The organism is Rhodococcus sp. NPDC003383 (genome assembly GCF_053589115.1).
Genome location: NZ_JBSFRG010000003.1, coordinates 26,080 through 51,665, shown reverse-complemented (window position 1 = coordinate 51,665; position 25,586 = coordinate 26,080). Strand labels below are relative to the sequence as shown.

At 69.5% G+C, this 25,586-nt stretch carries 29 protein-coding genes, 1 pseudogene and 1 riboswitch; of the genes and pseudogenes, 22 read left to right on the top strand and 8 right to left on the bottom strand.

Annotated features, from left to right (window positions below):
* The first annotated feature begins 61 nt into the window (after positions 1-61).
* From ACWDTS_RS03945 to ACWDTS_RS03910, 8 genes are all read left to right on the top strand, one after another.
* A complete protein-coding gene (locus ACWDTS_RS03945; protein WP_450117628.1) occupies positions 62-895 on the top strand; it encodes a DUF5666 domain-containing protein in 834 nt (277 codons plus the stop codon).
* Between the two features lie 28 nt (positions 896-923).
* On the top strand, positions 924-1,583 hold the full coding sequence (locus ACWDTS_RS03940; RefSeq protein WP_420750391.1) for a type III secretion system chaperone family protein: 660 nt from the start codon (positions 924-926) through the stop codon (positions 1,581-1,583).
* 51 nt (positions 1,584-1,634) lie between these two features.
* The gene (locus ACWDTS_RS03935; RefSeq protein WP_450117627.1) at positions 1,635-2,426 is read left to right on the top strand and encodes an SDR family NAD(P)-dependent oxidoreductase; all 792 of its coding nucleotides are present in this window, start codon (positions 1,635-1,637) and stop codon (positions 2,424-2,426) included.
* A 90-nt stretch (positions 2,427-2,516) separates the two neighbouring features.
* Positions 2,517-3,134, top strand: coding sequence for a LemA family protein (locus ACWDTS_RS03930; protein ID WP_450117626.1), 618 nt, complete (start codon positions 2,517-2,519; stop codon positions 3,132-3,134).
* A gap of 79 nt (positions 3,135-3,213) precedes the next feature.
* On the top strand, positions 3,214-3,747 hold the full coding sequence (pyrE, locus tag ACWDTS_RS03925) for an orotate phosphoribosyltransferase (protein WP_197254864.1): 534 nt from the start codon (positions 3,214-3,216) through the stop codon (positions 3,745-3,747).
* Positions 3,748-3,753: 6 nt separating this feature from the next.
* Positions 3,754-4,872, top strand: a complete 1,119-nt coding sequence (gene galT, locus ACWDTS_RS03920; protein WP_450117625.1) for a galactose-1-phosphate uridylyltransferase — start codon at positions 3,754-3,756, stop codon at positions 4,870-4,872.
* Positions 4,869-6,020, top strand: a complete 1,152-nt coding sequence (gene galK / locus ACWDTS_RS03915; RefSeq protein WP_197254865.1) for a galactokinase — start codon at positions 4,869-4,871, stop codon at positions 6,018-6,020. The genes galT and galK overlap by 4 nt, the downstream gene beginning before the upstream one ends.
* A 31-nt stretch (positions 6,021-6,051) precedes the next feature.
* Complete coding sequence (locus ACWDTS_RS03910; RefSeq protein ID WP_450117624.1) at positions 6,052-6,813, top strand: lysoplasmalogenase family protein; 762 nt, start codon at positions 6,052-6,054, stop codon at positions 6,811-6,813.
* A gap of 39 nt (positions 6,814-6,852) precedes the next feature.
* Here ACWDTS_RS03910 and ACWDTS_RS03905 read toward each other — a convergent pair whose 3' ends face one another.
* Positions 6,853-7,044 (bottom strand): hypothetical protein, encoded by a 192-nt coding sequence (locus ACWDTS_RS03905; protein WP_197254869.1) that lies wholly within the window; start codon positions 7,042-7,044, stop codon positions 6,853-6,855.
* Positions 7,045-7,136: 92 nt separating this feature from the next.
* On the bottom strand, positions 7,137-7,583 hold the full coding sequence (locus ACWDTS_RS03900; RefSeq protein WP_197254870.1) for a hypothetical protein: 447 nt from the start codon (positions 7,581-7,583) through the stop codon (positions 7,137-7,139).
* A 63-nt stretch (positions 7,584-7,646) separates the two neighbouring features.
* Between ACWDTS_RS03900 and ACWDTS_RS03895 the strand changes: the two genes are divergently transcribed.
* The 5 genes from ACWDTS_RS03895 to ACWDTS_RS03875 are packed head-to-tail and all read left to right on the top strand — an operon-like array spanning position 7,647 to position 12,299.
* Positions 7,647-8,417: an SDR family oxidoreductase gene (locus ACWDTS_RS03895; protein WP_450117623.1), complete on the top strand. Its 771-nt coding sequence runs from the start codon at positions 7,647-7,649 to the stop codon at positions 8,415-8,417.
* Between the two features lie 41 nt (positions 8,418-8,458).
* Positions 8,459-9,067, top strand: coding sequence for a DUF6636 domain-containing protein (locus ACWDTS_RS03890; RefSeq protein WP_248672949.1), 609 nt, complete (start codon positions 8,459-8,461; stop codon positions 9,065-9,067).
* 2 nt (positions 9,068-9,069) lie between these two features.
* Positions 9,070-9,738 carry a TrmH family RNA methyltransferase gene (locus tag ACWDTS_RS03885; protein ID WP_248672950.1) on the top strand — a complete coding sequence of 223 codons (669 nt, stop codon included), beginning with the start codon at positions 9,070-9,072 and terminating at the stop codon, positions 9,736-9,738.
* A 53-nt stretch (positions 9,739-9,791) separates the two neighbouring features.
* Entirely contained in the window at positions 9,792-10,916 is a 1,125-nt protein-coding gene (locus ACWDTS_RS03880) for a glycoside hydrolase family 76 protein (protein WP_248672951.1), read from the top strand.
* A 39-nt stretch (positions 10,917-10,955) separates the two neighbouring features.
* Positions 10,956-12,299 (top strand): LLM class flavin-dependent oxidoreductase, encoded by a 1,344-nt coding sequence (locus tag ACWDTS_RS03875; protein WP_450117622.1) that lies wholly within the window; start codon positions 10,956-10,958, stop codon positions 12,297-12,299.
* A 62-nt stretch (positions 12,300-12,361) separates the two neighbouring features.
* Here ACWDTS_RS03875 and ACWDTS_RS03870 read toward each other — a convergent pair whose 3' ends face one another.
* On the bottom strand, positions 12,362-13,198 hold the full coding sequence (locus ACWDTS_RS03870; RefSeq protein ID WP_450117707.1) for a VTT domain-containing protein: 837 nt from the start codon (positions 13,196-13,198) through the stop codon (positions 12,362-12,364).
* A gap of 194 nt (positions 13,199-13,392) precedes the next feature.
* Between ACWDTS_RS03870 and fbaA the strand changes: the two genes are divergently transcribed.
* Complete coding sequence (fbaA, locus tag ACWDTS_RS03865) at positions 13,393-14,430, top strand: class II fructose-bisphosphate aldolase (protein WP_197254877.1); 1,038 nt, start codon at positions 13,393-13,395, stop codon at positions 14,428-14,430.
* 43 nt (positions 14,431-14,473) lie between these two features.
* Here the strand turns inward: fbaA and ACWDTS_RS03860 are convergent.
* Positions 14,474-14,935, bottom strand: a pseudogene (locus tag ACWDTS_RS03860) (IS30 family transposase); the annotation flags it as partial.
* Between the two features lie 226 nt (positions 14,936-15,161).
* On the opposite strand from ACWDTS_RS03860, the gene ACWDTS_RS03855 reads away from it, so the two are divergent.
* Positions 15,162-16,379 carry an IS110 family RNA-guided transposase gene (locus ACWDTS_RS03855; RefSeq protein ID WP_248676135.1) on the top strand — a complete coding sequence of 406 codons (1,218 nt, stop codon included), beginning with the start codon at positions 15,162-15,164 and terminating at the stop codon, positions 16,377-16,379.
* Here ACWDTS_RS03855 and ACWDTS_RS03850 read toward each other — a convergent pair.
* On the bottom strand, positions 16,367-17,107 hold the full coding sequence (locus ACWDTS_RS03850) for an IS30 family transposase (protein ID WP_450117621.1): 741 nt from the start codon (positions 17,105-17,107) through the stop codon (positions 16,367-16,369). The genes ACWDTS_RS03855 and ACWDTS_RS03850 overlap by 13 nt on opposite strands.
* A gap of 124 nt (positions 17,108-17,231) precedes the next feature.
* Positions 17,232-18,344, bottom strand: coding sequence for an Rv0361 family membrane protein (locus tag ACWDTS_RS03845; protein WP_450117620.1), 1,113 nt, complete (start codon positions 18,342-18,344; stop codon positions 17,232-17,234).
* A gap of 78 nt (positions 18,345-18,422) precedes the next feature.
* Here ACWDTS_RS03845 and ACWDTS_RS03840 point away from each other — a divergent pair, with 78 nt between their 5' ends.
* The 3 genes from ACWDTS_RS03840 (at position 18,423) to ACWDTS_RS03830 (ending at position 21,043) form a co-directional block, all read left to right on the top strand.
* Positions 18,423-18,839 carry a DUF3151 domain-containing protein gene (locus ACWDTS_RS03840; protein WP_248672954.1) on the top strand — a complete coding sequence of 139 codons (417 nt, stop codon included), beginning with the start codon at positions 18,423-18,425 and terminating at the stop codon, positions 18,837-18,839.
* Positions 18,840-18,843: 4 nt separating this feature from the next.
* Entirely contained in the window at positions 18,844-20,028 is a 1,185-nt protein-coding gene (locus ACWDTS_RS03835; RefSeq protein ID WP_197254946.1) for an FUSC family protein, read from the top strand.
* Between the two features lie 88 nt (positions 20,029-20,116).
* Positions 20,117-21,043 carry a cation diffusion facilitator family transporter gene (locus ACWDTS_RS03830; protein ID WP_197254879.1) on the top strand — a complete coding sequence of 309 codons (927 nt, stop codon included), beginning with the start codon at positions 20,117-20,119 and terminating at the stop codon, positions 21,041-21,043.
* A gap of 4 nt (positions 21,044-21,047) precedes the next feature.
* On the opposite strand, the gene ACWDTS_RS03825 is transcribed toward ACWDTS_RS03830, so the two are convergent.
* Positions 21,048-21,593 carry a histidine phosphatase family protein gene (locus ACWDTS_RS03825; RefSeq protein ID WP_450117706.1) on the bottom strand — a complete coding sequence of 182 codons (546 nt, stop codon included), beginning with the start codon at positions 21,591-21,593 and terminating at the stop codon, positions 21,048-21,050.
* 53 nt (positions 21,594-21,646) lie between these two features.
* A riboswitch (cobalamin riboswitch) is annotated at positions 21,647-21,760 on the top strand.
* Between the two features lie 34 nt (positions 21,761-21,794).
* Here ACWDTS_RS03825 and ACWDTS_RS03820 point away from each other — a divergent pair.
* The 4 genes from ACWDTS_RS03820 to ACWDTS_RS03805 are packed head-to-tail and all read left to right on the top strand — an operon-like array spanning position 21,795 to position 25,020.
* The gene (locus ACWDTS_RS03820) at positions 21,795-21,989 is read left to right on the top strand and encodes a CbtB domain-containing protein (RefSeq protein ID WP_248672956.1); all 195 of its coding nucleotides are present in this window, start codon (positions 21,795-21,797) and stop codon (positions 21,987-21,989) included.
* A 14-nt stretch (positions 21,990-22,003) separates the two neighbouring features.
* On the top strand, positions 22,004-22,792 hold the full coding sequence (locus ACWDTS_RS03815) for a CbtA family protein (RefSeq protein WP_450117619.1): 789 nt from the start codon (positions 22,004-22,006) through the stop codon (positions 22,790-22,792).
* A 3-nt stretch (positions 22,793-22,795) separates the two neighbouring features.
* On the top strand, positions 22,796-24,289 hold the full coding sequence (locus tag ACWDTS_RS03810; protein ID WP_450111565.1) for a cobyric acid synthase: 1,494 nt from the start codon (positions 22,796-22,798) through the stop codon (positions 24,287-24,289).
* Positions 24,286-25,020, top strand: coding sequence for a cobalt-precorrin-6A reductase (locus ACWDTS_RS03805; RefSeq protein ID WP_450111564.1), 735 nt, complete (start codon positions 24,286-24,288; stop codon positions 25,018-25,020). The genes ACWDTS_RS03810 and ACWDTS_RS03805 overlap by 4 nt, the downstream gene beginning before the upstream one ends.
* A 21-nt stretch (positions 25,021-25,041) precedes the next feature.
* Here the strand turns inward: ACWDTS_RS03805 and ACWDTS_RS03800 are convergent, their stop codons facing one another.
* The gene (locus ACWDTS_RS03800) at positions 25,042-25,584 is read right to left on the bottom strand and encodes a hypothetical protein (protein WP_450111563.1); all 543 of its coding nucleotides are present in this window, start codon (positions 25,582-25,584) and stop codon (positions 25,042-25,044) included.
* Positions 25,585-25,586: the final 2 nt, after the last annotated feature.

The following is a 25,586-nucleotide window of genomic DNA, read 5'->3' as shown; positions in this document are numbered from 1 at the left end:
TCGTGCGCGTTTCCGGTAGCACCCGCTACCGGAAACGCGCACGGGTACCTTGGGAGAGACCATGACGAATCCGCAGGATCCGCGCACACCGCAGGAGCGCGCGTACTCGCTCGACGAGTCGCACGACGAGACGCGGGTGCTGCACACGTCCGATCCGACCGAGGCATACGGTCGCCCCCAGCCCCCACAGGCGCTGCCGCCCTACGGCCAGGCGCCGGGCTATCCGCAGGGCTACCAGCCGACCCAGCAGTTCTCACCCACCGAGCAGTACCGGCAGTACCAGCCCGAACAGCAGTACCAGCCGACACAGCAGTACCAGCCGACCCAGCAGTACGGCTACGGACCGGGCGGGCCGGGCGTACCGCCGGGACCCACGCCGACGCCGGAACCCCAGGAACCGCGCCGACGCCGCTGGCTGCTGCCGGCACTGGCGGCTCTCGTCGTCATCGCCCTGGCAGCGGTCGTCGGGTACCTGCTCAGCGGCGGCAGCGGCAGCGACGCCCCGACCGCGTCGGCTCCCACGACCGCGGTCGCGCCGCCACCCGCGGCGACGAGGACGCAGCCGCCGACCCTCGAACCGTCGCTGCCTCCGACCCTTCCGCTCGATCGGTTGCCCGGTGGGCTCGGCGACGCCATCGGATCCAACGGGACGACCATCGGCACGATCACCGCGAACGACGGATCGAGCATCACGATCAGCGGGATCGGCGGCACGATCGTCACCGTCCGGATGACGCCCGAGACCCAGATCATCGCCCTCGCGGGTTCCTCGCCGTCGGCGCTGCGGGTGGGGGACACCGTCCTCGCGCAGGGCACACCGGTCCGGGACGGCGAGATGACGGCGGACACAATCGTCAGCGCGACCGTGCCCGGCTTCAACCGTTCCGGCAACTGAACACGCTAGGCTGGGCCCGATGACGGTTATGTGGTTCGGTCTTGCAGCGGTCGCGCTCCTCGGCGCGCTCGTGCTGCTCTACATCGACCGCACACGCCGGGAGCAGTCCGGGCGGGTGCGGGAGATCTGGGCGCGTGCACAGGGCTACAAGTACACCGCGTCCGACGGTTCGTTGCCGTCGAACTGGCATCGCGCCGCTCTCGCGAAGCAGGAGTACCTGGGCGCGATCGACGTCGTGCACGGCGTGCGCAGGGGCGACGAGTTCCTGCTCTTCGACATCGAGGAGACCGCCACCATCGTCGCGGTGCGCCGCAAGGTCGGGTCCGACGTCGACATCGACCTGCGCCTGAAGTCGACCCCGCCGCCGAAGGATCCCGACATGAACCTGCTCGGGTCGATCGGGCCGCGGGTGGTGTTCACGACCGATCTCGAGATCGCGCGGCGCGTCTGCGACCAGCGGATGGTCGCGTTCACCGAGTCGATCCCGCCGCACGTGCAGATGCTGTGGAGCGAGAACGAGTGGACCCTCGGTTCGATCCCGCTGAACAGCAACGGTCGCGAGTGGGACGCCGCGATCGACACCGTCGCGCGGCTCTCGGGGATTCTGCACGTGCTGCCCCCGGTCGTGGAACCGGCCGAGATGGACCGCGGCATGCACGACCCCGGCCGGCCGTCGGCGCACTACTGACACCGCGCACCCGGTATTACTTGCGGGTAAGGACCCGCTAGTGTGACCGGCATGACACCGGATCGTTCTGCTCGACCCGTCGCTCTCGTCACCGGCCCCACCTCGGGCATCGGCGCCGGATTCGCCCGTGCGCTCGCCGCTCAGGGCTACGACCTGGTGCTGGTGGCCCGCAACGAGACGAAACTCGCCGACCTCGCGGCCGACCTGAAGGGCCGCCTCGGCGCCGAATCGGAGATCCTGGCCGCCGACCTCGCGACCGAGGCGGGACGGACCCGCGTCGCCGAACGGCTCGCTCGCGGTGTGGACATGCTCGTCAACAACGCCGGCTTCGGCACGACCGGCGAGTTCTGGACGGCGGCACCGGAACTGCTGCAGGCGCAGCTGGACGTGAACGTCACAGCGGTGATGCAGTTGACGCGCGCGGCGCTGCCGCCGATGATCGCGGCCGGTTCCGGCCGCATCGTCAACGTCGCCAGCGTGGCGGGCCTGTTGCCCGGCCGGGGCTCGACCTACTCGGGCAGCAAGGCCTACGTCGTCTCCTTCACCGAGGGGCTGGCAGGCGGTCTCGCGGGGACGGGCGTGCAGGTGCAGGTGCTGTGTCCCGGTTTCGTGCACACCGAGTTCCATCGCCGCGCGGGCATCGAGATGGACTCGATCCCGGAGTGGATGTGGCTCGATGTCGACACGGTGGTGCGTACGTCCCTCGCCGACCTCGAAGCGGGGAAGGTGCGCAGCATTCCCGGCCTGCAGTACAAGGTCCTCACCACCGCGGGCCGGCTCGTCCCGGTCAACCTCGTGCGGCGCCTGACGAACATCTTCGGCCGGGGCCGCGGCCGCACCTGACAGCGTGCGCCAGGTCACGGTCCGGACACACCCTGCGGACACGCGGGACCGGTGATGCGCACGCATGGACCACCTCGGTACATTCTGCGCGTGACCGTTGTGGCTGTTGTGATCGCTGTGATTGTGCTGCTCGTGCTGTCGACCCGCACGGCGATGCGCCGCGCGCAGAAGCTCAGAGCCCGGCACCGCGACAGCCTGCGCCTGCTCGCCAACGAACTCGACGATCGCTACGATCTCGTGCCCGCGCTGATCGCGGCGTCGGCCGGTGCCGGCGTCGAACGCAGCCGCATCAGCCCGGTCGTCGGCGCCCGCACCCTCGCGATCGCGATGCGCGACCAGCGTCTCGGCCTCGGCGAGCGCGCGGCCGCCGAGAACACGCTGTCCGCGACGCTGCACGAACTCATCGGGGACCCGGACGAGGGCACCCACTGGCCGTTCATCCGCGTCGCCCGGGAACTGCGGAAACGAGAGGTGCGCATCGCCGGGGCGGCGCGCGTGCACAACGATCTCGCCCGCGAGATCAACAGGACGGTGAGCCGCTTCCCGTCCTCGATCTTCGCGAAGCTCGCCGGGGTGGAGGCCGTCCCCCTGTTCGAGGTCACCCTGCTGCCCGAGGAGACGGTGCAGGCGGAGGACACGGTCCGGGTCGAGGTCGCGCAGCCGGTCGCGACCGAGGGCGGGGAAACGTCGAGCACCGTCGCGGCCTGACCGTACGTCGCACCGACTAGGCTTCTTGCCGCCGGTCCCGCGGGCCGGCGGCACGAACAATCGACGGTGAGGACGAGCGATGAGTGATCGCGAAGAGCTGGCTGCGCTGGTGCGTGAGCTGGCAGTGGTGCACGGCAAGGTGACGTTGTCGTCCGGTAAGGAAGCCGACTACTACGTGGACCTGCGCCGCGCGACCCTGCATCACCGGGCGGGTCCGCTGATCGGCAGCCTGCTGCGCGAACTCGTCGCCGACTGGGACTTCGACGCCGTCGGCGGGCTCACCATGGGCGCCGATCCGGTCGCGCTGGCCGTGATGCACGCCCCGGGCCGGCCCATCGACGCGTTCGTCGTCCGCAAGGCCGCGAAGGCCCACGGCATGCAGCGTCAGATCGAGGGACCCGACGTCGTCGGCAAGCGCGTGCTGGTCGTCGAGGACACCACCACCACCGGCAACTCGCCGCTCACCGCCGTCAAGGCGCTGCGTGAGGTCGGCGCGATCGTCGTCGGTGTCGCGACGGTCGTCGACCGGGCCACCGGTGCCGACGCCGTCATCGCCGCCGAGGGTCTCGAGTACCGCTCGCTGCTGGGCCTGGCGGACCTGGGCCTCGAGTAGCAGCCGGTGACCCCGCGGGTGCGCCGCGCCGTCACGCACCTCGCGGACGGTCGCGAACTGATCTGCTTCGACGACACCGAACCGTATGTCTCCGGTGGTGCCGCGCGGGATCTGCACGACACCCGCGACCTTCCGCCGGTGACCGCGACGTCGGAACTGCGTCTGGATCCGCTCACCGGTGAATGGGTGACGTTCGCGGCGCATCGGATGGACCGCACGTTCCTGCCGAGCGCCGCGGACTGCCCGCTGTGCCCGACCCGTCCGGGCGGTCCGCCGACGGAGATTCCGGCCGCCGACTACGACGTGGTGGTGTTCGAGAACCGATTCCCGTCGCTGACCCCCGGCGGGGATGCCGCCCCGGCCGTCGACGACGAATCGATGTGGCCCCGGCGACCGGCCGGCGGACGCTGCGAGGTGGTGGCGTTCACCTCCGATCACGACGCACGGTTCGCGGATCTACCGGTGTCGCGGGCCCGCACCGTCGTCGACGTTCTCGCCGACCGCACCGCCGAACTCTCCGCGTTGCCCGGTGTGCGGCAGGTGTTCTGCTTCGAGAACCGCGGCACGGAAATCGGTGTGACACTGGAACATCCGCACGGGCAGATCTACGCGTACCCGTTCCTGCCGCCGCGGTCGCAGGTGCTGCTCGACCGTGCCCGCGCCCATCGGGCGGCGACCGGACGGTCGCTGCAACGCGACGTGCTCGACGCCGAACGCCGCGCCGGCACCCGCGTCGTCGCGGCCGGTGCGCACTGGACCGCGTATGTGCCCGCGGCGGCCCGCTGGCCCGTCGAGGTGCACGTGGCCCCGCACCGCGACGTTCCGGATCTGGCGGCGCTCACCGACGACGAACGCGACGAGCTGGCGCTGATGTACCGGGACGTGCTCGGCCGCGTCGACCGGTTCTTCGACGGGCGGGACCGGGTGCCGTACGTCGCGGCGTGGCACCAGGCCCCGGTGGGGGACGGTCGCGAACACGGGCGGCTGTTCGCGCAGGTGTTCTCGGTGCGCCGCGCCGTCGACAAGCTCAAATATCTCGCCGGATCGGAATCGGCGATGGGGGCATGGATCAGCGACACGACGCCCGAGCGCATCGCGGCACGTCTGCGGGAGGTCGCGGAATGAGCGTGTGCAGCGACGCCCGCGCGCGGTTCGTCGACGACTTCGGCGGAACCCCGGACGGGGTGTGGTGCGCGCCCGGGCGGGTCAACCTGATCGGCGAACACGTCGACTACGCGGACGGGCTGTGCCTGCCGATGGCACTCGACCACCGCACGGCCGTCGCGGTGCGCCGCCGCGTCGACGGGATCCTGCGACTGCGCAGCGCCGGATTCCCCGAGGTCGACGTCACCGTCACCGACCTCGCGTCCCGCGCGGTCCCAGGCTGGGCGGCCTATGTCGCCGGGGTCGTGTGGGCCCTCGGACCGGCCGGTTTCGCAGGAGCCGACGTCGCGGTGGCCTCGGACGTCCCGGTCGGTGCGGGGTTGTCGAGTTCCGCGGCGCTCGAATGCGCGGTCGCGCTGGCGCTGGCCGAACTGTACGGACGGGCCACGGACGACACCGGCCGCGCGGCGCTCGCGTCCGCCTGCATGCGCGCCGAGAACGACTTCGTCGGCGTCCCCACCGGTGGTATGGATCAGCAGGTCTCGCTGCGCGGGCGGGCCGGGCACGCGATGCTGCTGGACTGCCGCACCGGTCAGGTCCGGCACGTCCCGTTCGACCCGGCCGCCGACGGCCTGACGTTGCTCGTCGTCGACACCGCCGCACCGCACCGCCTCGTCGACGGGCAGTACGCGCAGCGTCGCCGCGCGGTCGAGGACGCGGCGCGGCAACTCGGGGTCGCGATCCTGCGTGACGTGGAAGATGTTTCGGTTCTGCAGGATTCGCTGACGGACGAGGCGCTGCTGCGTCGGGCGCGGCACGTCGTCACCGAGGTCGGCCGGGTCCGTGCCGCGGTGGACGCGCTCGACGCCGGTGACGTGCGGGCGCTCGGCCCCTTGCTCGACGCCTCGCACCGCTCCCTGCGCGACGACTTCGAGGTCAGCTCCGTCGAACTGGATTCGGCCGTAGACGCCGCGCGCGACGCCGGGGCGCTCGGCGCCCGCATGGTCGGGGGAGGTTTCGGTGGTTCGGCGCTCGCGCTGTGCGAGGCGGACGCGGTCGAGGTGATCTCGCGTGCCGTGCTGGTCGCGGCCGAGCGGCGCGGACTGCCGCAGCCGAGATTCTGGGAGGTGGCACCGGCCGCCGGGGCCCACCGCTGCGACACGGCGTGAGCGGCGGAATGCGAACGGTACTGTGCCCTCCATGGGTGGGTTCAGCACAGCCGGGTTCAGCACAGCCGGGTTCAGCACAGGTTGGTTCGGCAGGAGGAAGTGGGGCGCCGAACATGCGGTGTTCGCCGCCGCGACCGCGGCGACGGTACTCGGTGGGGTGCTCGGCAACGAGAAGCTGCAGCAGGTCGCCAAACCACTGATCGCTCCGGCACTCGCGGTGCGGGTGCTGCGCCGCAGCCGGGACACCGACCGCGTCGAGACCGCGCTGCTGCTGGCCGGACTGGCGGCCGCGACCGTCGGCGACGTGTTCATGATCGACCCGGACGACGATCGGCGGCTGCTGCGCGGCGCCGCGTCGTTCGCGGTGATGCAGACGAGCTATTCGACGCTGCTGGCGCGGCGCGGTGCCCGTCCGCACGCGATCGCCGCGGTGCCGCGCGCGGCGGCCGCGCTCGGTGCCGGCAGCCTGCTGGCGGCGAAGTCCCGCAACGTCGCCGCGCCCCTGACCGGGTACGGGACGCTGCTCGCCACCACCGCGACCCTCGCGGCCGATCCGGTGCTCGCCCCGGGTTCGGAGCAGGTGGCGGGGATGCCGCGGCCGTCCACGGACCGGCGCAGCTGGCTCGGGCTGGGTGGTCTGGTGTTCACGATCTCCGACGGCACGATCGTGGTGCGTCGCGTACTGCTGAAGAACAGGAAGGTGCGGGCTGCGGCCGAAGGGTTGATCCTCGCGACCTACGCGGCGGCGCAGCTGCTGCTGGTGGAGGGCATGCTCGCCGGTCGCCGCAAGTGACCTCGGACGAACGTTCAGGGGACTACCGGGCAGCGGTGATCACGCGGAACCTGTCGAGACGATGCTCGCCAGGCAGGTGAGCGCCGTCAGGTGCAGGTACGGCGTGTGATGGGTGCACCACGGGGAGGCGATGTTCGTGGGAGCGACCGGAGGCGACAGGGCGACGGCCGTGCCGGCGGATCCCACCGCAATTCCGGTCGCGATCGTCAGGACGCACATCGTTTTGCGCATGGAAACACCATTCCAAGCCGGTGCACGCCCGGGAAGACTTCGTCCGGACTACATGCCGCGGCCTGTGTCACCCGGCCGGTGACGCGAGCCGCTCACGGGCACAACACGATCCGATCGCGGTTCTTCGGATCGACCCGGATGGTGATCACCCGCCCCGGCTCGAAGGCCTCGGCGAATTCCGGGGTCACCTCGTAGACCACCCGGCCGCGGTAGGACTCGGAACCGGGCACCGTCAGGTCGAGGTCGAGTTCGGTGATCTCGCCGTTGTCGACGGTGTGTGCGATCGGGGTCGCCGAGCGGATCGTCGCCCACCCTTCGAGCCCGCGCCGGAGCAGGCGGCGGTCGCGGCGGGGCGGGCGTCCGGCGGCGATCATGGCCAGGCCCAGCGCGGAACCGTACGCGCAGACCAGGAAGATCACCTGGAATCCGATCGTGCCCTCGGGAGAGCCGCCCACGAAGTACGTGAGCCACAGGGCGAGTACGAGTACGTACCCGCCGGTGACGACGGCCACGGCACGCGCGACACGCTGGTGGTTCATGACTCCTCCGACACCAGGATAGTCCGCACGTGCGGTCGCGTCGGGGTCGCTAGGCTGGCGTTCATGCCTGCCACCAGCGTGTTCGTCACCGGCGCCGCCGCCGGTATCGGTCGTGCCACCGCCCTGCTCTTCGCGCGCCGCGGCTATCGGGTCGGCGCGTTCGACGTCGACGCCGAGGGCCTGGAGATCCTCGCGGCGGACCAGCCCGGGATCGTCACCGGGGTCCTCGACGTCACCGACCCCGAGCAGTGGGCACGGGCGCTGAAGGCGTTCTGCCCGGACGGTCGCCTCGACATCCTCGTCAACAACGCGGGGGTGTTGTCGTCGGGCCCGTTCGCCGACACTCCGATCGAACGGCACCGCCGGATCGTCGACGTCAACGTGACCGGCACCGTCAACGGTTGCCATGCGGCATTCGAGTATCTGCGTGTCACACCGGGCTCGCACGTGGTGAACCTGTGCTCGGCGTCGGCGCTCTACGGCCAGCCGGAACTCGCGACCTACAGCGCCACCAAGTTCGCGGTGCGCGGCCTGACCGAGGCGCTCGAGATCGAGTGGGCCGAGCACGACATCCGGGTGCTGGCGATATGGCCGCTGTTCGTCGACACCGCGATGACGACCGGCATGGACACCGGCGCGACTCGGTCTCTCGGGATCCACCTCACCGCCGAGGACGTGGCGCGCGCCCTGTACGAGGCGACCCGGTCCGGGCAGCCGCGCTGGAAGGTGCACCGGCCGGTGGGATGGCAGGCGAAGCTGTTCGCCGCGACCGCGCAGGTGTCGCCGGCGCCGGTCAACCGGCTGGTGAACCGGTGGCTCACGGGCCACAGGTGACCGGCCGATAGAGTGACACCCGGGTCTTCGGAGGGAGTTGCGTGAACGTGCGTCGGGTGACGTCGATCGGTGTGGTGACGGTGGCGGGTCTGCTGCTCGCGGGATGTGGGAGCACGGACGAGAGCACGCAGACGGAATCCGTTGCGGCGGCACCGACTACCACCACGAGCACTCCGGCGCCGACCACCACGACCGTCGCGCCGGTGACCACGACGACGGAACCGGTCACCACGACCGTCGCGACGACCGAGCCGGAAGCGCCGACCTCGCTCGTCGACGTGCCCTACGAGCGCAACGAGTCGTACTACTTCACCAGCCCGGACGGGCAGTTCCACTGCGGCATCGTCAAGCTGCCCACCCGCACCGAAGCCGGATGTGAAGGCACCACCGATCCGGTTCCGCCGCGACCCGACGACTGTGTCGTCAACTGGGGCAACGGTATTCGGGTTGCCAACGAGGGCGAGGGTGCGTTCATGTGCTCCGGCGGCCCGGTCTACCTGTCCGACGGCGACACCGCCGTACTGCCCGCCGGTGCGACGCTGTCGAAGCTCGGGTACTCGTGCACCACGACCGAGACGGACGTCACCTGCGTCAACGACGGCACCGGACACGGCTTCACGGTCGCGGCCGGTTCGAACGAGACGTTCTGACCGTGACCCCCGACGACGAGGCTGCCGGACCGACCGAGTGGGGTGAGCACCCGCACGGCGTCGGCCCCTGGATCGACGAGTTCGGTACCGAACCCCCGCAGGATCCGCGCTACGACCCGGAACTGCTCGCGCACGGCGACCGCCGCAACGTGGTCGACGCGTACCGCTACTGGACGCGGGAGGCGATCGTCGCGGACATCGACACGCGCCGGCATCCGCTGCACGTGGCGATCGAGAACTTCGGGCACGACGCGAACATCGGCACGGTCGTGCGTACCGCGAACGCGTTCGCCGCGGCCACCGTGCACATCGTGGGTCGCCGACGCTGGAATCGCCGGGGCGCCATGGTAACCGACCGTTATCAGCATCTGATGCACCATCCGGATGTGGACGCGTTGATCGATTGGGCGGCGGACCGCAACATCGAGATCGTCGCGGTCGACAACACCCCGGGTTCGGTGCCGTTGGAGACGACGACGCTGCCGTACCACTGCCTGCTGCTGTTCGGGCAGGAGGGCCCCGGCGTCACCGAGCGGGCGCGGGAGGTCGCGTCGACGACGGTGTCCATCGCCCAGTTCGGTTCGACCCGCAGCATCAACGCCGGGGTCGCCGCGGGAATCGCGATGCACGCCTGGATACGTCAACATGCGGACCTGACGCGTGCGTGGTGACGTACGTCGCCTGGTGGTAGCACACCCATCGTGAAGTGAGGATGATCGACGTCATGTCGGAACTGTGGACCGAGCGGGCCGATGCCGCCGAGGCTGCCGTCGACTCCCGGCACATACGCCGGTTGTGGGCTCTGCCCGGTACCGCCATGGGGGTCGTCGGATGGCCCCCGGTTCGCCGCGAACGGCTGTTCCTCACGTGGCACTACTGGTGGCAGGCGCACCTGATCGATCTCGCCGTCGACGCCGCCGAACGCGATGCGACACCGCGACGCCGGCGACGCGTCGTCCGGCTCACGCGCACCCACCGCATCCGCAACCTCACCGGGTGGACCAACAACTACTACGACGACATGGCGTGGCTCGGTCTCGCGCTCGAACGCGCACAGCGGCACCTGTTGGTGGATCACCGCAAGGGCATCGCGGATCTCGAGGACGCGCTGTTCGCGGCGTGGCAGCCCGAGCGCGGCGGCGGATTGCCGTGGCGTCGACGCGACAACTTCTTCAACACCCCCGCCAACGGGCCCGCCGGTCTCCTGCTGTCCCGCACCGGCAAGGTGTGGCGCGCCCAGGAGATCGCGGACTGGATCGACGAGACCCTCAAGGATCCCGAGACCGGCCTGATCTTCGACGGCATCCGCAACGGGAAGATCGAACGCGCGATCTACAGCTACTGCCAGGGCGTGGTGCTCGGACTCGAAACCGACCTGGCGATCCGCATCGGCGACGACCGGCACCGCAAGCGGGTGCACGCCCTCGTCGACGCCGTCGACCTCGAACTCGCCGACGCCAGCGTCATCACCGGCGGAGGCGGGGGAGACGGCGGACTGTTCAACGGCATCCTCGCCCGGTACCTCGCGATGGTCGCGACGAGTCTGCCGGTCCACGACGTCGACGACGAACGCGCCCGCAACACCGCCGCCCGCCTGGTGCTGATGTCGGCGGACGCGGCCTGGGACAACCGCCTGCAGATCGAGGAACTCCCGCTGTTCGGCCGGGACTGGTCGGTGCAGGCCCGGCTGCCCGGCTCCGGTCACGCCATCGCCCGGTTCTCCGGCGGTACCGTCCACGAGTCCGAGATCGCCGAACGGGACCTGTCGGTGCAGCTCGGCGGATGGATGCTGATGGAAGCGGCACACGCGGTCGCGACCGAGCGGGCTTTACGATCGTCGCAACCTTAACCCTGTTCGCGACGCGGGCCCGGGTCTACTTGTAGGAACATGACCGAACAACGACGTCAGCTCAGCCTCAACGCCTTCATCTATCCGACCGGCCACCACGAGGCATCGTGGCGGCATCCGGGCAGCAGCCCGGAGCGGCTCTACGACGTCACGTACTACCAGGACATCGGACGGACCGCGGAGGCGGCGAAGCTCGACGCGGTGTTCCTCGCCGACGGTCCGGCGCTGCGCACCGACGTGCGGTTCAACGCGACCTACGGCTTCGAGCCGATCACGCTGCTCACCGCGATCGCGTCGGCCACCACCCACCTGGGTCTGATCGCGACCGCGTCGACCACCTACTACGAGCCCTACAACCTGGCTCGCCTGTTCTCCTCGCTCGACCACATCTCCGGGGGCCGCGCCGGCTGGAACATCGTCACCACCGGCACCGACAAGGCCGCCGCCAACTTCGGGCTCGACGCGCACCCCGACCACGCCACCCGGTACGAACGGGCCCGCGAGTTCGTCGATGCCGTCGTCAAGCTGTGGGACAGCTGGGAGGACGATGCGCTCGTCATCGACAAGGACCGCGGCATCTACGCGGACACCGGGAAGATCCACCCGATCGATTTCGAGGGCAAGCACCTGAAGGTCGCCGGGCCGTTCGGTGCGGCACGCTCGCCGCAGGGCCATCCGGTGCTCGTGCAGGCCGGGTCGTCCAACGACGGCCGTGACTTCGCCGGCCGGTATGCGGAGGCGATCTTCACCGCCCACCAGCGGTTGTCCGACGCGCAGGCGTTCTACGCCGACATCAAGAAGCGGGCGGTCGAATTCGGCCGCAACCCCGATCACGTGAAGATCCTGCCCGGCATCAGCCCGTTCATCGGCGACATCGAGGCCGAGGCCCACGCGCTCGAACGCGAATTCAACGAGCTGACGGTCGTCGAGTACGGGCTGACCCAGCTCGAGAACATCGCGCAGGTGTCGCTGCGTCACCTCCGGCTCGACGAGACGGTCCCGCTCGAGGTGTTCGGTGAGGCGGGCACCGTCACCGACAACACGGCCAGCCGCAAGCAGGTCGTCGCGAACATCGTCGAACGGGACCGGCCGACGCTGCGCGGCCTGCTGCATCGGCTCGCGGGCGCGCGTGGCCACCGTGTGTTCGCCGGCACCGCCGAGCAGGTCGCCGACACCATCGAGGAATGGTTCACGCAGGGCGGCGCGGACGGCTTCAACGTGATGCCGCCGCAGTACCCGCAGGGACTCGAGGCGTTCACGTCGCAGGTCGTGCCGATCCTGCAGGAACGCGGCCTGTTCCGCACCGAGTACAGCGGCCGCACGCTGCGCGACCACTTCGGGTTGCCGCGCCCGGCCAGCCAGTTCGCGGCCATCGCGGTCTAGAGGCGGTACCCGGAAACGCACGAGGCCCCTTCCGCAGCGAAGGGGCCTCGTCGTCGCCTCGGTCAGCTGTTCGGCTGACCCGGAGTCGGGATCGGCGTGGTGTCGACGGCCGAGTCGTCGGTGCGCCGCGGCTGGTCGGCGAACGCCGAGGTGTCGATGACCAGGGTCTTCTCGTTGTCGGAGCCCCGGTCCGCTGTGGTGGCGTTGCCCGGCGCGGGTGCGCTGCCGGACTCCTCGCTGTCGCCCTTGCCGAGGAAGCGCTTGCCGACCTCGATCATGATCGGCACGACGGAGACGAACACGATGAGCAGGAAGATCAGGTCGATGTTGTCGCGGATGAACCCGATCTGCCCGAGCAGGTAACCGAGCAGCGTGATGCCCGCGCCCCACAGCACACCACCGATGATGTTGTAGGTGATGAACACGCGGTAGGGCATCTTCGCGGCACCGGCCACGAGCGGCGCGAACGTGCGGACGATCGGCACGAACCGGGCCAGCACGATCGTGATCGGGCCGTGCCGCAGGAAGAACGCGTGCGACTCGTCGATGTACTTCTTCTTGAAGATCTTCGCGTCGTTGCTCTTGAACAGGGCGGTGCCGCCCTTCGTGCCGATGAGGTAGCCCACCTGGTCGCCGAGGATCGCGGCGATCGGGACCAGCACCAGCAGCACCCACAGCGGCGCGAACGCGTCGACCTCCGCGGACTTTCCTGCGACGACGAGGCCGGCGGTGAACAGCAACGAGTCGCCCGGCAGCAGCGGGAACAGCAGACCCGACTCGATGAACACGACCAGCAGCAGGCCGATCAGGACCCACGTGCCGAACGAATTGAGCAGATTGACCGGATCCAGGAATCCCGGTAACAGGGCCAGATTGGTCACAGATTCCGAGGTTTCCAAGAAAGTCACGGTCTTCAGAGTACCGGCGGCACACGGACCGACGAGGCTCGGTGTCGCCGCGACCGGCCCGCGCCGCAGTTCGGAGCCGAACCCAACTGTGCAGTTCCGGGGACTGTTGACATACTGCAAGGACAACCCTTGCGCCTACCGGCACCGCAGGTAGGCGACAACATCTCATCTGGAGGACAGCCGCTGTGCCTATCGCGACTCCCGAGGTTTACGCCGAGATGATCGCCCGCGCCAAGGAGCATTCCTTTGCGTTCCCCGCGATCAACTGCACGTCGTCCGAAACCATCAACGCCGCCATCAAGGGCTTCGCGGACGCCGGTAGCGACGGCATCATCCAGTTCTCGACCGGTGGTGCCGAGTTCGGTTCCGGTCTGGGCGTGAAGGACATGGTGACCGGCGCGGTCGCGCTCGCCGAGTTCGCGCACGTCGTCGCCGAGAAGTACGACGTCACCATCGCCCTGCACACCGACCACTGCCCGAAGGACAAGCTCGACACCTTCGTGCGCCCGCTCATCGCGATCTCCCAGGAACGCGTGAACGCCGGCCGCAACCCGCTGTTCCAGTCGCACATGTGGGACGGCTCGGCCGTTCCGATCGACGAGAACCTCGAGATCGCCCAAGAGCTCCTCGCGGCCGCGCAGGCCGCGAAGATCATCCTCGAGATCGAGATCGGCGTCGTCGGCGGTGAAGAGGACGGCGTCGAGAACGCCATCAACGAGAAGCTCTACACCACGATCGAGGACTTCGAGAAGACCGTCGATGCGCTCGGCGCCGGCGACAAGGGCCAGTACCTGCTGGCCGCGACGTTCGGCAACGTCCACGGCGTCTACAAGCCGGGCAACGTCAAGCTCAAGCCGTCCGTCCTCGCCGAGGGCCAGGCCGCCGCCTCGAAGAAGCTGGGTCTGCCGGCCGGTTCCAAGCCGTTCGACCTGGTCTTCCACGGTGGCTCCGGCTCGCTGAAGTCCGAGATCGACGAGGCGCTGAGCTACGGCGTCGTGAAGATGAACGTCGACACCGACACCCAGTACGCGTTCACCCGTCCCATCGCGGCCCACATGTTCCAGAACTACGACGGGGTCCTCAAGGTGGACGGCGAGGTCGGCAACAAGAAGACCTACGATCCGCGCAGCTACCTCAAGAAGGCCGAGGCGTCGATGACCGCCCGCGTCATCGAGGCCTGCAACGACCTGAAGTCGGCCGGCCGCTCGGTCTCCGCAGGCTAGAACACCCCTCGTGCGTGTTTCCGGTAGCTCCGGCTAGGCGGATTCATGCGGTCGTCGCAACAAGCACCTCGTCGAGGCGCTCGGCTGGAGTATGCCAGTCGAGCGTCTTGCGGGGACGTTCGTTGAGTTCGGCGGCGACGAAGTCGAGGTGCTCGGCGGTGTGGACGGACAGGTCGGTGCCCTTGGGGAAGTACTGACGAAGCAGTCCGTTGGTGTTTTCGTTCGAGCCCCGCTGCCACGGTGAGTGCGGGTCGCAGAAGTAGACCTGCACGCCGGTGTCGACGGTGAACCGGGCATGCTGGGTCATCTCGGTGCCCTGATCCCAGGTGATCGAGCGGGCCAGCGCCGCGGGCAACTCCCGGATCTTGGCGGCCAGCGCGGCGTTGACGTGCTCGGCGGAGTGCCCGTCCGGCAGGTGCAGCAGCATCACGAACCGGGTGGTGCGTTCGACGAGGGTGCCGATCGCGGACCGGTTGCCGGCGCCCATGATCAGATCGCCCTCCTTACGTTGTAGCGGTGGGCGACATCAGGGTCCGGACATAAGGTCCTGATCGCTCTCCTTGGGGCAGCGGGTATGGCTGAGATCGCCCTGCCGCAACGACGGCTCACTGGGAATGGCCACCCGCTGTCCTACTGCCAGCTCGACCGCTCATTGAGACTCGCGCACCGATCGTTGGGTAAGGACGTGCCGGCGCGGCTGTCAGGCAAGGAGACGCCCAGTAGGGACGACGATGGGGAGGGACTTCGTGAGCGAACTATGGGTAGGCATCGACGCCGGGAAACGCGCCCATCACTGCGTCGCGATCGACGCAGCAGGATCCGTGGTGTTGTCCAAGAGGATCGTCAACGACGAAAGTGCCCTCCTCGACCTGATCGCGGCAGTGCTCGCCACGGCGAACGGCGATCCCGTGGTCTGGGCCACCGACCTGAACACCGGTGGGCCGGCGCTGTTGCTCGCCTTGCTCGAAGCACACGGCCAGCAGGTGCTCTACATTCCCGGGCGGATCGTGCACCACGCCGCAGCGACCTATCGCGGGGACGGCAAGACCGACGCGAAGGACGCACGGATCATCGCCGACCAGGCCCGCATGCGCAGGGATCTTGGGCCTGTCCGAGCCGCCGACCAGATCAGCACCGATCTGCGACTGCTCACCTCGCATCGCACGGACTTGATCTACGACCGGGTCCGGATGATCAATCGCCTGCGGGCACTGCTGCTGGAGTACTTTCCCGCTCTCGAAGCGGCCTTCGACTACTCCAAGAAGGCGCCGTTGGTCCTGTTGAGTGGATTCCAGACAGCAGAGGCCATCCGACGCATGGGCGAAAGCCGGCTCGCGACGTGGCTGCGCAAACGCGGCTGCCGCAACAGTTCTCAGATGGCGGCCAAGGCGGTCGCCGCCGCGCACGCCCAGGACACCACGTTGCGCACCCAGCCGACGGGTGCAGCGCTCGTAGCACGCATGGCAGCCAAGATCACGGCACTCGACCTGGAGATCGCCGAGATCGATGCAACGATCACCGAACGGTTCGCCGCGCACCGTGACGCCGAGATCTTGACCAGCATGCCCGGCTTCGGCACCGTGCTGGCGGCGACCTTCCTGGCCAACACCGGCGGTGATCTGAGCGCATTCGGAACCGCCGACCGGCTCGCCTCGGTGGCCGGGGTGGCTCCTGCTCCCCGCGACTCGGGCAGGATCAGCGGCAACCACCACCGGCCCCGTCGCTTCAATCGGCGTTTGATGCGCACCTGCTACCTCGCCGCGCTGTCGAGTCTGAAGAGCAGTCCGTCCTCACGCAGGTTCTACGACCGCAAACGTTCCGAGGGTAAGAGTCACAAGCAGGCATTGATCGCGCTTGCACGCCGACGAATCGCTACCTTGTGGGCGATGCTGCGCGACCGCACCCACTACCAGGAGCCGGACCCGGTCAACCTCGCTCAAGCTGCTTGACAACAGCATTGAGATTCCCAATGCCCGGGCACGGCCCGGTCGTCGGCCTCGGCGGGACGTTCGCTGATGTTGACCATGCCGGGGATCCGGCCCCGCCGCTCGTCGGGCGTGCGGTGCCCTTTCCGCAAGGTCCTACCGGTCCGAAGATGTTGGGTCAGTTCGCGGTTGAGTCCACCCCTGGATTGGATGTAGAGGGAGAGGTAGATCGTTTCGTGGGACACGCGCATCTCCGGGTCGTCGGGGAACTCACGCACCAAGGCGCGTGAGATCTGCTCCGGGGAGTGATTCTTCCCGAGCCGTTCCTGCACGAACATCCGTAGTCGCTCGCAGGTGGACAGCTTCGCCGGTTTCGGGCGCTTCGCGCGCTCCTGCGCGGCCCGGTGCGCGGTGGAGGCGATGTAGTAGCCGCGTTTGTTCGTCCCCCGTGCGATCTCCCGGCTGATCGTCGACCGGGACCGCCCCAACGCCTCGGCGATCTCGGTTTGGGTCTTCCCGGCCTGCAGCAGCTCGGAGATCGTCTCGCGGTCCTCGAGGGACAGGTACCGTCCCGACGGTGGTGGCGTCCGGCGGGGACGGACCCCACCGGACGCCACGATCCACCGTTGCGCCGTCGAGTACGCCACCGCCGCCTCGCACGCCGCCGCAAGAGTGGACATGCCCTGGCTGCGGCACTGCCAGAACTTCAGCCGTGCCTGCTCCGACGCCGGTGGTCGACCGATCCATACCATCTGCAACACCCTCCATCATCAGTGGTGTTGCAACGACCGGTTGAACCGGCCCTACCGGAAACACGCACGAGCACTATTCGCCCCAGGTTTTCATTCGCCCCAGGTTTTCATTCGCCCCAGGTTTTCATTCGCCGCAGACCTTCCATTCCCCGCCCACCTCGGACAGGTCGAAGGTCCGCTCGGTGACATCGGTCGGTGTCCCCGTCGGATGCGCGGTGACCTGCACGATCGCGTGCGAGTCCGTGATCTGGACCTTGTCGATGCTCGTCACCACCGGCACCGAGCCCTGCTGCTCCGCCAATTCGTGGATCTCCGCGAACTTCGCCGGATCCACCGTCGCGTAGAACTCGGCCAGCCCCCCGCACGTCGACGTGCGCAGCGTCGCGAGGTCGCCGGCTGCGAGCGCCGTCACGAACGTGTCCACGCTCGCGCGTATCCGTGCCTCGGGGGAGTTCTCGGCCCGATGATCGAGATACACCAGCAGCGCCGACACGACGATCGCCGCGATCACCAGCACTCCCGCGACGGTCGCGGCGACGGCCCAGCGCTTGCCGCTGCGGCCCGAGGACGCCGGTTCGATGCGCTGCGGGGTCGGCTGCGGCTGGAAACGCTGCGGTTCGGGGCGGGCAGGTTCCGCCGAACGCGGCTCGATGCGCTGCGGCTGCCTCCTGTTGGGCACGTGCGCCCGCACCGGGATCTGCACGGTCTCGGCGTCGACAGCCTCCGGTGCCGTCGCATCGGACTGCTCGGTCTTCTCGGTTTTCGCGCTCGCCTCGTCGGCCGAGGTTTCGGAGGCGTCGGGCTCGGCGGCCGAGGTCTCGGTGGCGTCGGGCTCGGTGGCGTCGGATTTGCGGGTCTCGGATGTGCGGGCGACGGGGATCGTCACGGTCTCGGCATCGGCGGCGGCGGGGATTGCGACGGTCGGCGCGGTATCCGCCGGGCTCTCTGCGGTCATCGGGGTCCCGGCGCTCTTCGCAGCTCCGGCGTCCTCGGCCGTCCCGGCGTCTTCCGGTGTTTCGGAACCTGCGGGCTCGTCGGTCACGCCTGCTTCGGCACTCTCGCCTGCGTCGGCACTGTCGCCCGACGACGCGGACGCTTCGGGCTCACCTGCCGCGCCGGACCCGGTGCCGGCGTCCACGGGGTTGTCCGATCCGGCGTCGTCGGATCCGGCCTGCTGCTGCGGCGCTGTCGCCGCGTCCGGGGGAGTGGAAGCGTCTTCGTTCTTCGGATCCGGCACGAATGCACCTCGTTCGACGGCCTACGGTTTCCCGGGCAGCCTATCCAGCCTCGAGCGCCGCCGGGCAGAATGGTCGCCATGACCTCTTTCGGTGATCTCCTCGGACCTCAGCCCACCCTGCTTCCCGGCGACGACGACGCGGAATCGGCACTGCTCAACCACGAGGACCCCGCGAAGGTCGCGGCGGACCATCCGACGGCGTCCATCGCGTGGGCGTACCTGGCGGAGGCCGCGCTCGAGCGTGGCGAGACGATCACCGCCTACGCATACGCCCGCACCGGCTACCACCGCGGCCTCGACCAGCTGCGGCGCAACGGGTGGAAGGGCTTCGGCCCGGTGCCGTTCGAGCACGAACCGAACCGCGGATTCCTGCGGTGCGTCGCCGCTCTCGCCCGGGCCGCGCAGGCGATCGGCGAGACCGACGAGCACGCCCGCTGCCTCGACCTGCTCGAGGACTGCGATCCGCGGGCCGCTCGTGAGCTCGGCGTCGAATAGGCGCCTGCTCGACCGAACCGAGATCCGCCGCCGCCTGCGGGGACCGGCGGCGAGACTGCGCAGGTCGGCTCTGCCGATCGTCCAGTGCGCGCTCGCGGCCGGTTTGGCCTGGTGGGTGGCGACCGGTCCGGTCGGGCACGAGCGTCCCTTCTTCGCACCGATCGCCGCGGTCGTGTCCCTCGGGTTGTCCCTGGGCGCGCGGCTGCGGCGATCGGTGGAGCTGGTCTGCGGCGTCACGATCGGCATCGGGGTCGGCGACCTGATCATCTCGATGATCGGCAGCGGTCCCTGGCAGATCGCGCTGGTCGTGGTGATGGCCATGTCCACGGCGGTACTGATCAACGGTGGCGTGATCTTCGCGATGCAGGCCGGCAATTCCGCGGTGCTGGTCGCCACCCTGATCCCGCCCGGAGGCACCGGGGGCATCGACCGGATGGTCGACGCCCTGGTCGGCGGCCTCGTCGGGATCGCGGTGGTCGCGATGGTGCCGACCCACCCGGTTCGCCGCGCGCGGCGCGACGCGGCGGGGATCCTGGCGACTGCCAGGGACGTGCTGTGGAAGGTCGAGGCCGGGTTGGTGGAGAACAATCCGAAGCCGATCGACGAGGCGCTGCAGCAGGCCCGCGCGACGCAGCCGGCGATCGACGGGATGCGCACCCACCTCAAGGGTGGCCGGGAGATCAGCCGGATCTCCCCGCTGTACTGGAACACCAAACCCCGGCTCGAACGGCTGACGGCGGCGGCCGATCCGATCGACAACGCGATGCGCAACATCCGGGTCCTGGCCCGGCGGTCGCTGTCGCTGGTGCGCGACGACGAGATCCTCGACCCTCGGCTCGTTCAGCGCATCCAGGACATCGCGAAAGCCCTCGACGTACTCCGCGAGATGATCCTCGCGGAGCCGGGGGATCAACCCGATCAGGCCGAGGCCGCGCGGGTGTTGCGCAGCGTCGCCCGCAAGATGAGGCCGGAACTGATCGAGGGTGCCGGCCTGTCCGCGACGGTGGTGTTCGCGCAGTTGCGTTCACTGATCGTCGACCTCATGCAGGCCGCGGGCATGGAACGCATCTCCGCGATCGCGACCCTGCCGCCGACCACGGACACTCCCGCCTATCGTCCCGAGCTCGTCAGCGACTACGACCCCGAACCCCGTCCCACCTCGGATGACGGGAACCGATTTCCTGCCTGACCGGGTGACGGATTCCCGTCACCCGCCACGAAAGTATTGAATACATGCGCATGTGTGCATATGCTGGCCGGGATTCGGAGGGAGAGTCATGGGGGCCGGTCACGGGCATTCACACGGAGTGGGACGCGAGAACGGCGGCGTCGGTCCTTCCAGGACGACGATCCGCCGGATGGCGATCGCGCTCGGCATCCTCGTCGGATTCCTGATCCTCGAAGCCACCGTCGGCCTGCTGATCGGGTCGCTGTCGCTGCTCGCCGACGCCGGGCACATGCTCACCGACGTCGTCGGCATGTCGATGGGGCTGGTCGCGCTCCTGCTGGCACGACGCGGCAGCACCGCCGCGGCCCGCACGTTCGGCTGGCACCGCGCCGAGGTGCTCACCGCGATGGCCAATGCCGTCCTGCTGCTCGCCGTCGCGGCCTGGGTGTTCTACGAGGCGATCGAGCGCATCGGCGACACCCCGGAACTGCCCGGGCTGGCGATGATCCTCACCGCCGCCGCCGGACTCGCCGCGAACCTCGTGGTGATGTACCTGCTGCGCAGCGACGCGAAGGACAGCCTCGCCGTCCGCGGCGCCTACCTCGAAGTGCTCGCCGACGCGGTCGGCAGCGTCGGCGTCCTGATCGCCGGTGCGTTGATCATCGGCTTCGGCTGGGACTACGCGGACATCGTCGTCGGTGTCCTCATTTCGCTGTGGGTCGTGCCGCGCGCGTTGAAGCTGGCCGCTGCTTCGCTGCGGATCCTCACGCAGGCGTCGCCGGCACACCTGGACGTCGACGCGGTCCGCGCGGACCTCGCGGCGCTGCCCGGCGTGGCCGGGGTCCACGACCTGCACGTGTGGACTCTGACGACCGGAATGGACGTCGCGACCGTGCACCTGGTCAGCGACCACGACTCCCGATGGGTCCTCGACTCCGCCCGCACCGTGCTGTCCGGCCACGGCCTCGACCATGCGACCGTGCAGATCGAAACCGTCGTCGACGGACGCCGGTGCGAGGACGACGTCACCTGGTAGGCGGTCAGGTCAGCCGCAGCGTCCATCTGCCGTCACGGGCGTGCAGGCGGGTGATGCTCACCGGCCGCACGTCGACGCGCCAGAACGCCGAGACCGGAGCGCCCAGCGCACAGACCGTCGCGGCCCGCACCACCGACGGGTGCGTCACCGCCAGCCACCGGCCCGATCTGCCCGCCATCGTGTCGAGCCAGCATCGGGTTCGGTCGAGCAGCGTCGCGATCGATTCGCCGCCGTGCGGCGCCGCATGCGGATCGGTCAGCCAGACCGCGAGATCGGCGTCGGGCACCTCCGACATCGGCCGGCCCGTCCACGTGCCGTAGTCGAGTTCCCGCAGTGCCGCGTCCGGTTCCGCGCGCATCCCCAGCCCCGCGGCGGTCTCGACGGTGCACCGCTCCGGTGCGCTCAGCGTGTGGTCGACGGCGGGCGCGTGGACGCGCCGGAGTTCGCGCCGGCCCCGATCGGACAGCGGATCGTCCGCAGGGAAGCGCACGTCCGCGATCGCGTCGGTGGACGCGTGGGCCAACAGCAGCAGGCGCAACACGAGCGATATTCGACCACAACGGTCCTCCGCTTGACATGCGCGGTGGCGCAGTGCAATTGTTCGGCGTACGCATGTGTCGAGGTGCAGGCAATCCGGTGGGAAACCGGAGCGGTCGCGCCACTGTGACCGGGCCGATGGTCCGGGAGCCAGAAAACTCCCTCGGCGCGTGACCTTTTCGATGGGACGCGTCAATCCCGAGGAGGCTCTTTCATGGCTGTCGTTCATCTTCCGGACGAGTCGCTGGGCAACGCTGCGCTCGCCGCGGCCGTCACCGCGACGGTTCTGTTCGCATTCGTGGTGCTCTACCTGGTCGGATTCGATCAGGGCGCGATCTCCCGCAGTGGCATGTTCATGCACGAACTGATGCACGACGGCCGACACCTGCTCGGTCTGCCGTGCCACTGAGCGCGGGTGGATCGATGCACCCCGCCACAACCGAATCGAAGTCCGTTCCGCTGACCGGCAGTTTCGTTCAGCTCCTGCTGCGCGGCTTGCTGGCCGGTCTCGTCGCGGGCCTGCTCGCCGGGGCGGTCGCCTTCGTCGTCGGCGAACCGCACGTCGACGCGGCGATCGCCCTCGAGGAAGCTGCAGCGGATCACGGGCACTCACATGACAGTGCAGAAGCCCAGGGCCACAGCCACGGTGAGGATGCCCTGGTCGGCCGCACCGGCCAGAAGGTCGGTCTGTTCCTGGCAACCACCCTCGCAGGTCTCGCGCTCGGCGCAATCTATGCGTCCGTACTGCATTTCGCGCGCCGACACTCCGCGCTGTCCGGGTGGTCGCTGGCACTGGCGACGGCGGCACTGGGCTGGGTCGCGATCGAGGCGGTTCCGTTCTTCGAGTACCCGGCGAATCCGCCCGCCGTCGGCGATCCGGAGACGATCGCCCAGCGCACCTGGTTGTGGCTCGCCGCCGTCGTGCTCGGCCTCGTGGCCGTCACGGTCGCCGTGATCGTCCGGAAGGCGCTGGCCGCGCAGGAATTGCGTACCGTCCGCCTCGGGGCGCCGGTGCTCGTCTTCCTCGCCGTCGTGGTCCTCGGCTACCTGGTGCTGCCGGCGGTCGACGAGGTCTCCGACGACTTCCCGGCGACACTGCTGTGGGAGTTCCGGATCTCGTCCCTCGTCGTGCAGGCCACGCTGTGGGCCGGGCTCGGTGTCGCGTTCGCGTTCCTGACCGAACGCGCCGATCGCCGCACCGCGGTCGCCTGACCGATGGGACAGGGTCTGCTCGTCGCCGGAACCACCTCGGACGCAGGAAAGTCCGTGGTGACCACCGGGATCTGCCGGGCCCTGTCCCGCCGCGGACTTGCGGTCGCGCCGTTCAAGGCGCAGAACATGTCCAACAACTCCATGGTCACCGTCGACCCGGTCACCGGCGCCGGCGCCGAAATCGGTCGCGCCCAATGGATCCAGGCGGTCGCCGCCCGCGCGACCCCCGAGCCCGCGATGAATCCGGTGCTGCTCAAGCCCGGCAGCGATCGCACCAGCCACGTCGTCGTCATGGGTGCACCGGCGGGACGGCTCGAAGCAGGTGAATTCGCCGGTGGCCGGAAACATCTCGCCGAGGCGGCGTTCGCGGCGTTGGACGATCTGCGGTCCCGTTTCGACGTCGTCGTCTGCGAAGGCGCGGGTAGTGCCGCCGAAATCAACCTGCGCGCACACGATTACGTGAACATGGGACTGGCCCGGCACGACAGGATGGCGACGATCCTGGTCGGCGACATCGACCGTGGAGGTGTGTTCGCCTCCATGTACGGCACGCTGGCGTTGCTCGACCCCGACGACCAGGCGTTGATCCGCGGTTTCGTGATCAACAAGTTCCGCGGCGACGTGGGGCTGCTCCGCCCGGGTCTGGACTCGCTGGAGAAGCTCACCGGCCGCCCGGTGCTGGGCGTGCTGCCCTGGCAGCGCGACCTGTGGCTCGACTCGGAGGATTCGCTGGCGCTGACGTCGCGTCCCGCCCACGACGGCGCAGGCTCGCTGACCGTGGCGGTCGTGATGCTGCCGCGCATCAGCAATTTCACGGACGTCGACGCGCTGTGCCTCGAACCCGACGTGCGGGTGCGGTTCGTCGACGACCCGCGGGCGCTGGCCGGCGCCGACGCGGTGATTCTCCCCGGCACCCGCGCGACACTCGCCGACCTGGCGTGGCTGCGGTCGCGGGGGCTCGACGTCGCACTGCTCGACCACGCCCGCCGCGGCGGCGCGATTCTGGGGATCTGCGGAGGGTTCCAGATGCTCGGCGCGGTGATCGACGACCCCGACGGTGTGGAAGGGTTTGCCGGGGCATCCGCTCGGGGGCTCGGGTTGCTCGACGTGCGTACGGTTTTCGCGCGCGAGAAGGCGCTGCGGCTGCCGGCGGGGTCGGCGCTCGGTGTCCCCGCGTCCGGGTACGAGATCCACCACGGGCGGATCACCGTCGGCAGCGGCGAGGAGTTCCTCGGCGGCGCCCGATCCGGGTCGGTGTTCGGCACGATGTGGCACGGCAGCCTCGAGGGCGACGCCCTGCGCGCGGCCTGGCTGCGGGAGGTCGCGGAGTCGGCCGGTCGTCGGGTGCGCACGGGCGCAGTGAGTTTCCCGGCCGAACGGGAGGCGCGGCTCGAGGTGCTGGCCGATCTGATCGAGCAGCACCTGGACGTCGATCGCCTGCTGGGCATGCTGTCGGACAGGTCGCGACTGCCCACGCTGACCGGGGTCCTGGCGTGACCGTTCTCGTCCTGGGCGGAACCGGCGAGTCCCGTGCGCTCGCGGAGCACCTGCATTCGGACGGCACCGCGTTCGTGTCCTCCCTCGCCGGCCGGGTCACGGACCCGCGACTGCCGGTCGGGGAGGTCCGCATCGGGGGCTTCGGCGGGGTCGAAGGTTTGCAGAAGTTTCTGCGGGACAACGCGATCGAAGCCGTCGTCGACGCTACACACCCGTTCGCCGCCGGCATCAGCGCGAACGCGGTGACGGCGTGTGTGAGGGAGGGTGTCCCGTTGTTGCGGCTCGCACGCCCGGGCTGGGCGGGAACCGCCGGATCCGATACGTGGACGTGGGTGGACGGGCACGACGAAGCGGCAACGGCCGCCGCCGGCGGCGACCGCGTCTTCCTGAGCACGGGACGCCAGACCCTGCACCGATTCGTCGGTCCGCTCGCCCGGCACGAGACCCTGGTGCGGGTCGTCGACCCGCTCGACATCGAGGTGCCGGCCCGATGGACGGTGCTGCGCACCCGCGGGCCCTACACTCGCGAGGGCGAGCGAAACCTGATGCGGGAACACCACATCGACACCCTTGTCACCAAGGATTCGGGCGGCACCTACACCCGCGCCAAGCTCGACGTGGCGGCCGAACTCGGGGTGCGGGTGATCGTGGTGCGCCGGCCCGCCGTGCCGGAAGGGGTCGACACGGTCGCGACCGTCACCGCTGCGGTGTCGTGGGTGCAGCGCCGCTGAACTGTCGGCGTTGTCGAATTGTCAGAGTTGTGGTCCCTCGGCGCGTAGATCGTCGACCTTGCGCATCGCCTCCCGCAGCTCGGCGAGCCACGCTTCGCTGTGCTGCCCGGCCAGTTTGACGGTCCAGCTCAGGGCGTCCGCCCGGGAGCGTGCCACACCGGCGTCGACCAACGTGTCGAGGACCTTCCGTTCGGGCTGGCGGAGTCGCGTCATCACGGGAACAGCCAAGTGGGTGAACAGAACTCGGCGATCGCCGAGGGTGACACCCCACGCGACCTTCCGGCCGTAGCGGGCCTCGGCCTCGTCGGCGATGCGCATGCGCTCGCCGCGGGTGGTTTCCCGGAAGCGGGCGATGCGCCCGTCCGCGGTCGCGTCGCTGTTCTCGTCGGGTGGGGGAAGCGCGCCGACGACGACGATCTCCTCCCGATCCACCTCGACCTCGGCGGGGCCGGTGAACCAGTCGTCGGGTAGTCGCCCGGCGAACCATTCGGCCGCGTCGGACGCATCGGGGATGTCGGCTTGCTGCCAGCCGCCTGGGCGGCCGAATCGCCTGTAGGTAGTCATGA

What these genes read in the sequence shown, in the direction of transcription:
- ACWDTS_RS03945 (WP_450117628.1), top strand. Translation starts at nt 62, where the DNA reads ATGACGAATCCGCAGGATCCGCGCACACCGCAGGAGCGCGCGTACTCG.
- ACWDTS_RS03940 (WP_420750391.1), top strand. Translation starts at nt 924, where the DNA reads ATGTGGTTCGGTCTTGCAGCGGTCGCGCTCCTCGGCGCGCTCGTGCTG.
- ACWDTS_RS03935 (WP_450117627.1), top strand. Translation starts at nt 1,635, where the DNA reads ATGACACCGGATCGTTCTGCTCGACCCGTCGCTCTCGTCACCGGCCCC.
- pyrE (WP_197254864.1), top strand. Translation starts at nt 3,214, where the DNA reads ATGAGTGATCGCGAAGAGCTGGCTGCGCTGGTGCGTGAGCTGGCAGTG.
- galK (WP_197254865.1), top strand. Translation starts at nt 4,869, where the DNA reads ATGAGCGTGTGCAGCGACGCCCGCGCGCGGTTCGTCGACGACTTCGGC.
- ACWDTS_RS03910 (WP_450117624.1), top strand. Translation starts at nt 6,052, where the DNA reads ATGGGTGGGTTCAGCACAGCCGGGTTCAGCACAGCCGGGTTCAGCACA.
- ACWDTS_RS03905 (WP_197254869.1), bottom strand. Translation starts at nt 7,044, where the DNA reads ATGCGCAAAACGATGTGCGTCCTGACGATCGCGACCGGAATTGCGGTG.
- ACWDTS_RS03900 (WP_197254870.1), bottom strand. Translation starts at nt 7,583, where the DNA reads ATGAACCACCAGCGTGTCGCGCGTGCCGTGGCCGTCGTCACCGGCGGG.
- ACWDTS_RS03895 (WP_450117623.1), top strand. Translation starts at nt 7,647, where the DNA reads ATGCCTGCCACCAGCGTGTTCGTCACCGGCGCCGCCGCCGGTATCGGT.
- ACWDTS_RS03880 (WP_248672951.1), top strand. Translation starts at nt 9,792, where the DNA reads ATGTCGGAACTGTGGACCGAGCGGGCCGATGCCGCCGAGGCTGCCGTC.
- ACWDTS_RS03875 (WP_450117622.1), top strand. Translation starts at nt 10,956, where the DNA reads ATGACCGAACAACGACGTCAGCTCAGCCTCAACGCCTTCATCTATCCG.
- ACWDTS_RS03855 (WP_248676135.1), top strand. Translation starts at nt 15,162, where the DNA reads ATGGGGAGGGACTTCGTGAGCGAACTATGGGTAGGCATCGACGCCGGG.
- ACWDTS_RS03850 (WP_450117621.1), bottom strand. Translation starts at nt 17,107, where the DNA reads ATGGTATGGATCGGTCGACCACCGGCGTCGGAGCAGGCACGGCTGAAG.
- ACWDTS_RS03840 (WP_248672954.1), top strand. Translation starts at nt 18,423, where the DNA reads ATGACCTCTTTCGGTGATCTCCTCGGACCTCAGCCCACCCTGCTTCCC.
- ACWDTS_RS03830 (WP_197254879.1), top strand. Translation starts at nt 20,117, where the DNA reads ATGGGGGCCGGTCACGGGCATTCACACGGAGTGGGACGCGAGAACGGC.
- ACWDTS_RS03820 (WP_248672956.1), top strand. Translation starts at nt 21,795, where the DNA reads ATGGCTGTCGTTCATCTTCCGGACGAGTCGCTGGGCAACGCTGCGCTC.
- ACWDTS_RS03815 (WP_450117619.1), top strand. Translation starts at nt 22,004, where the DNA reads ATGCACCCCGCCACAACCGAATCGAAGTCCGTTCCGCTGACCGGCAGT.
- ACWDTS_RS03810 (WP_450111565.1), top strand. Translation starts at nt 22,796, where the DNA reads ATGGGACAGGGTCTGCTCGTCGCCGGAACCACCTCGGACGCAGGAAAG.
- ACWDTS_RS03800 (WP_450111563.1), bottom strand. Translation starts at nt 25,584, where the DNA reads ATGACTACCTACAGGCGATTCGGCCGCCCAGGCGGCTGGCAGCAAGCC.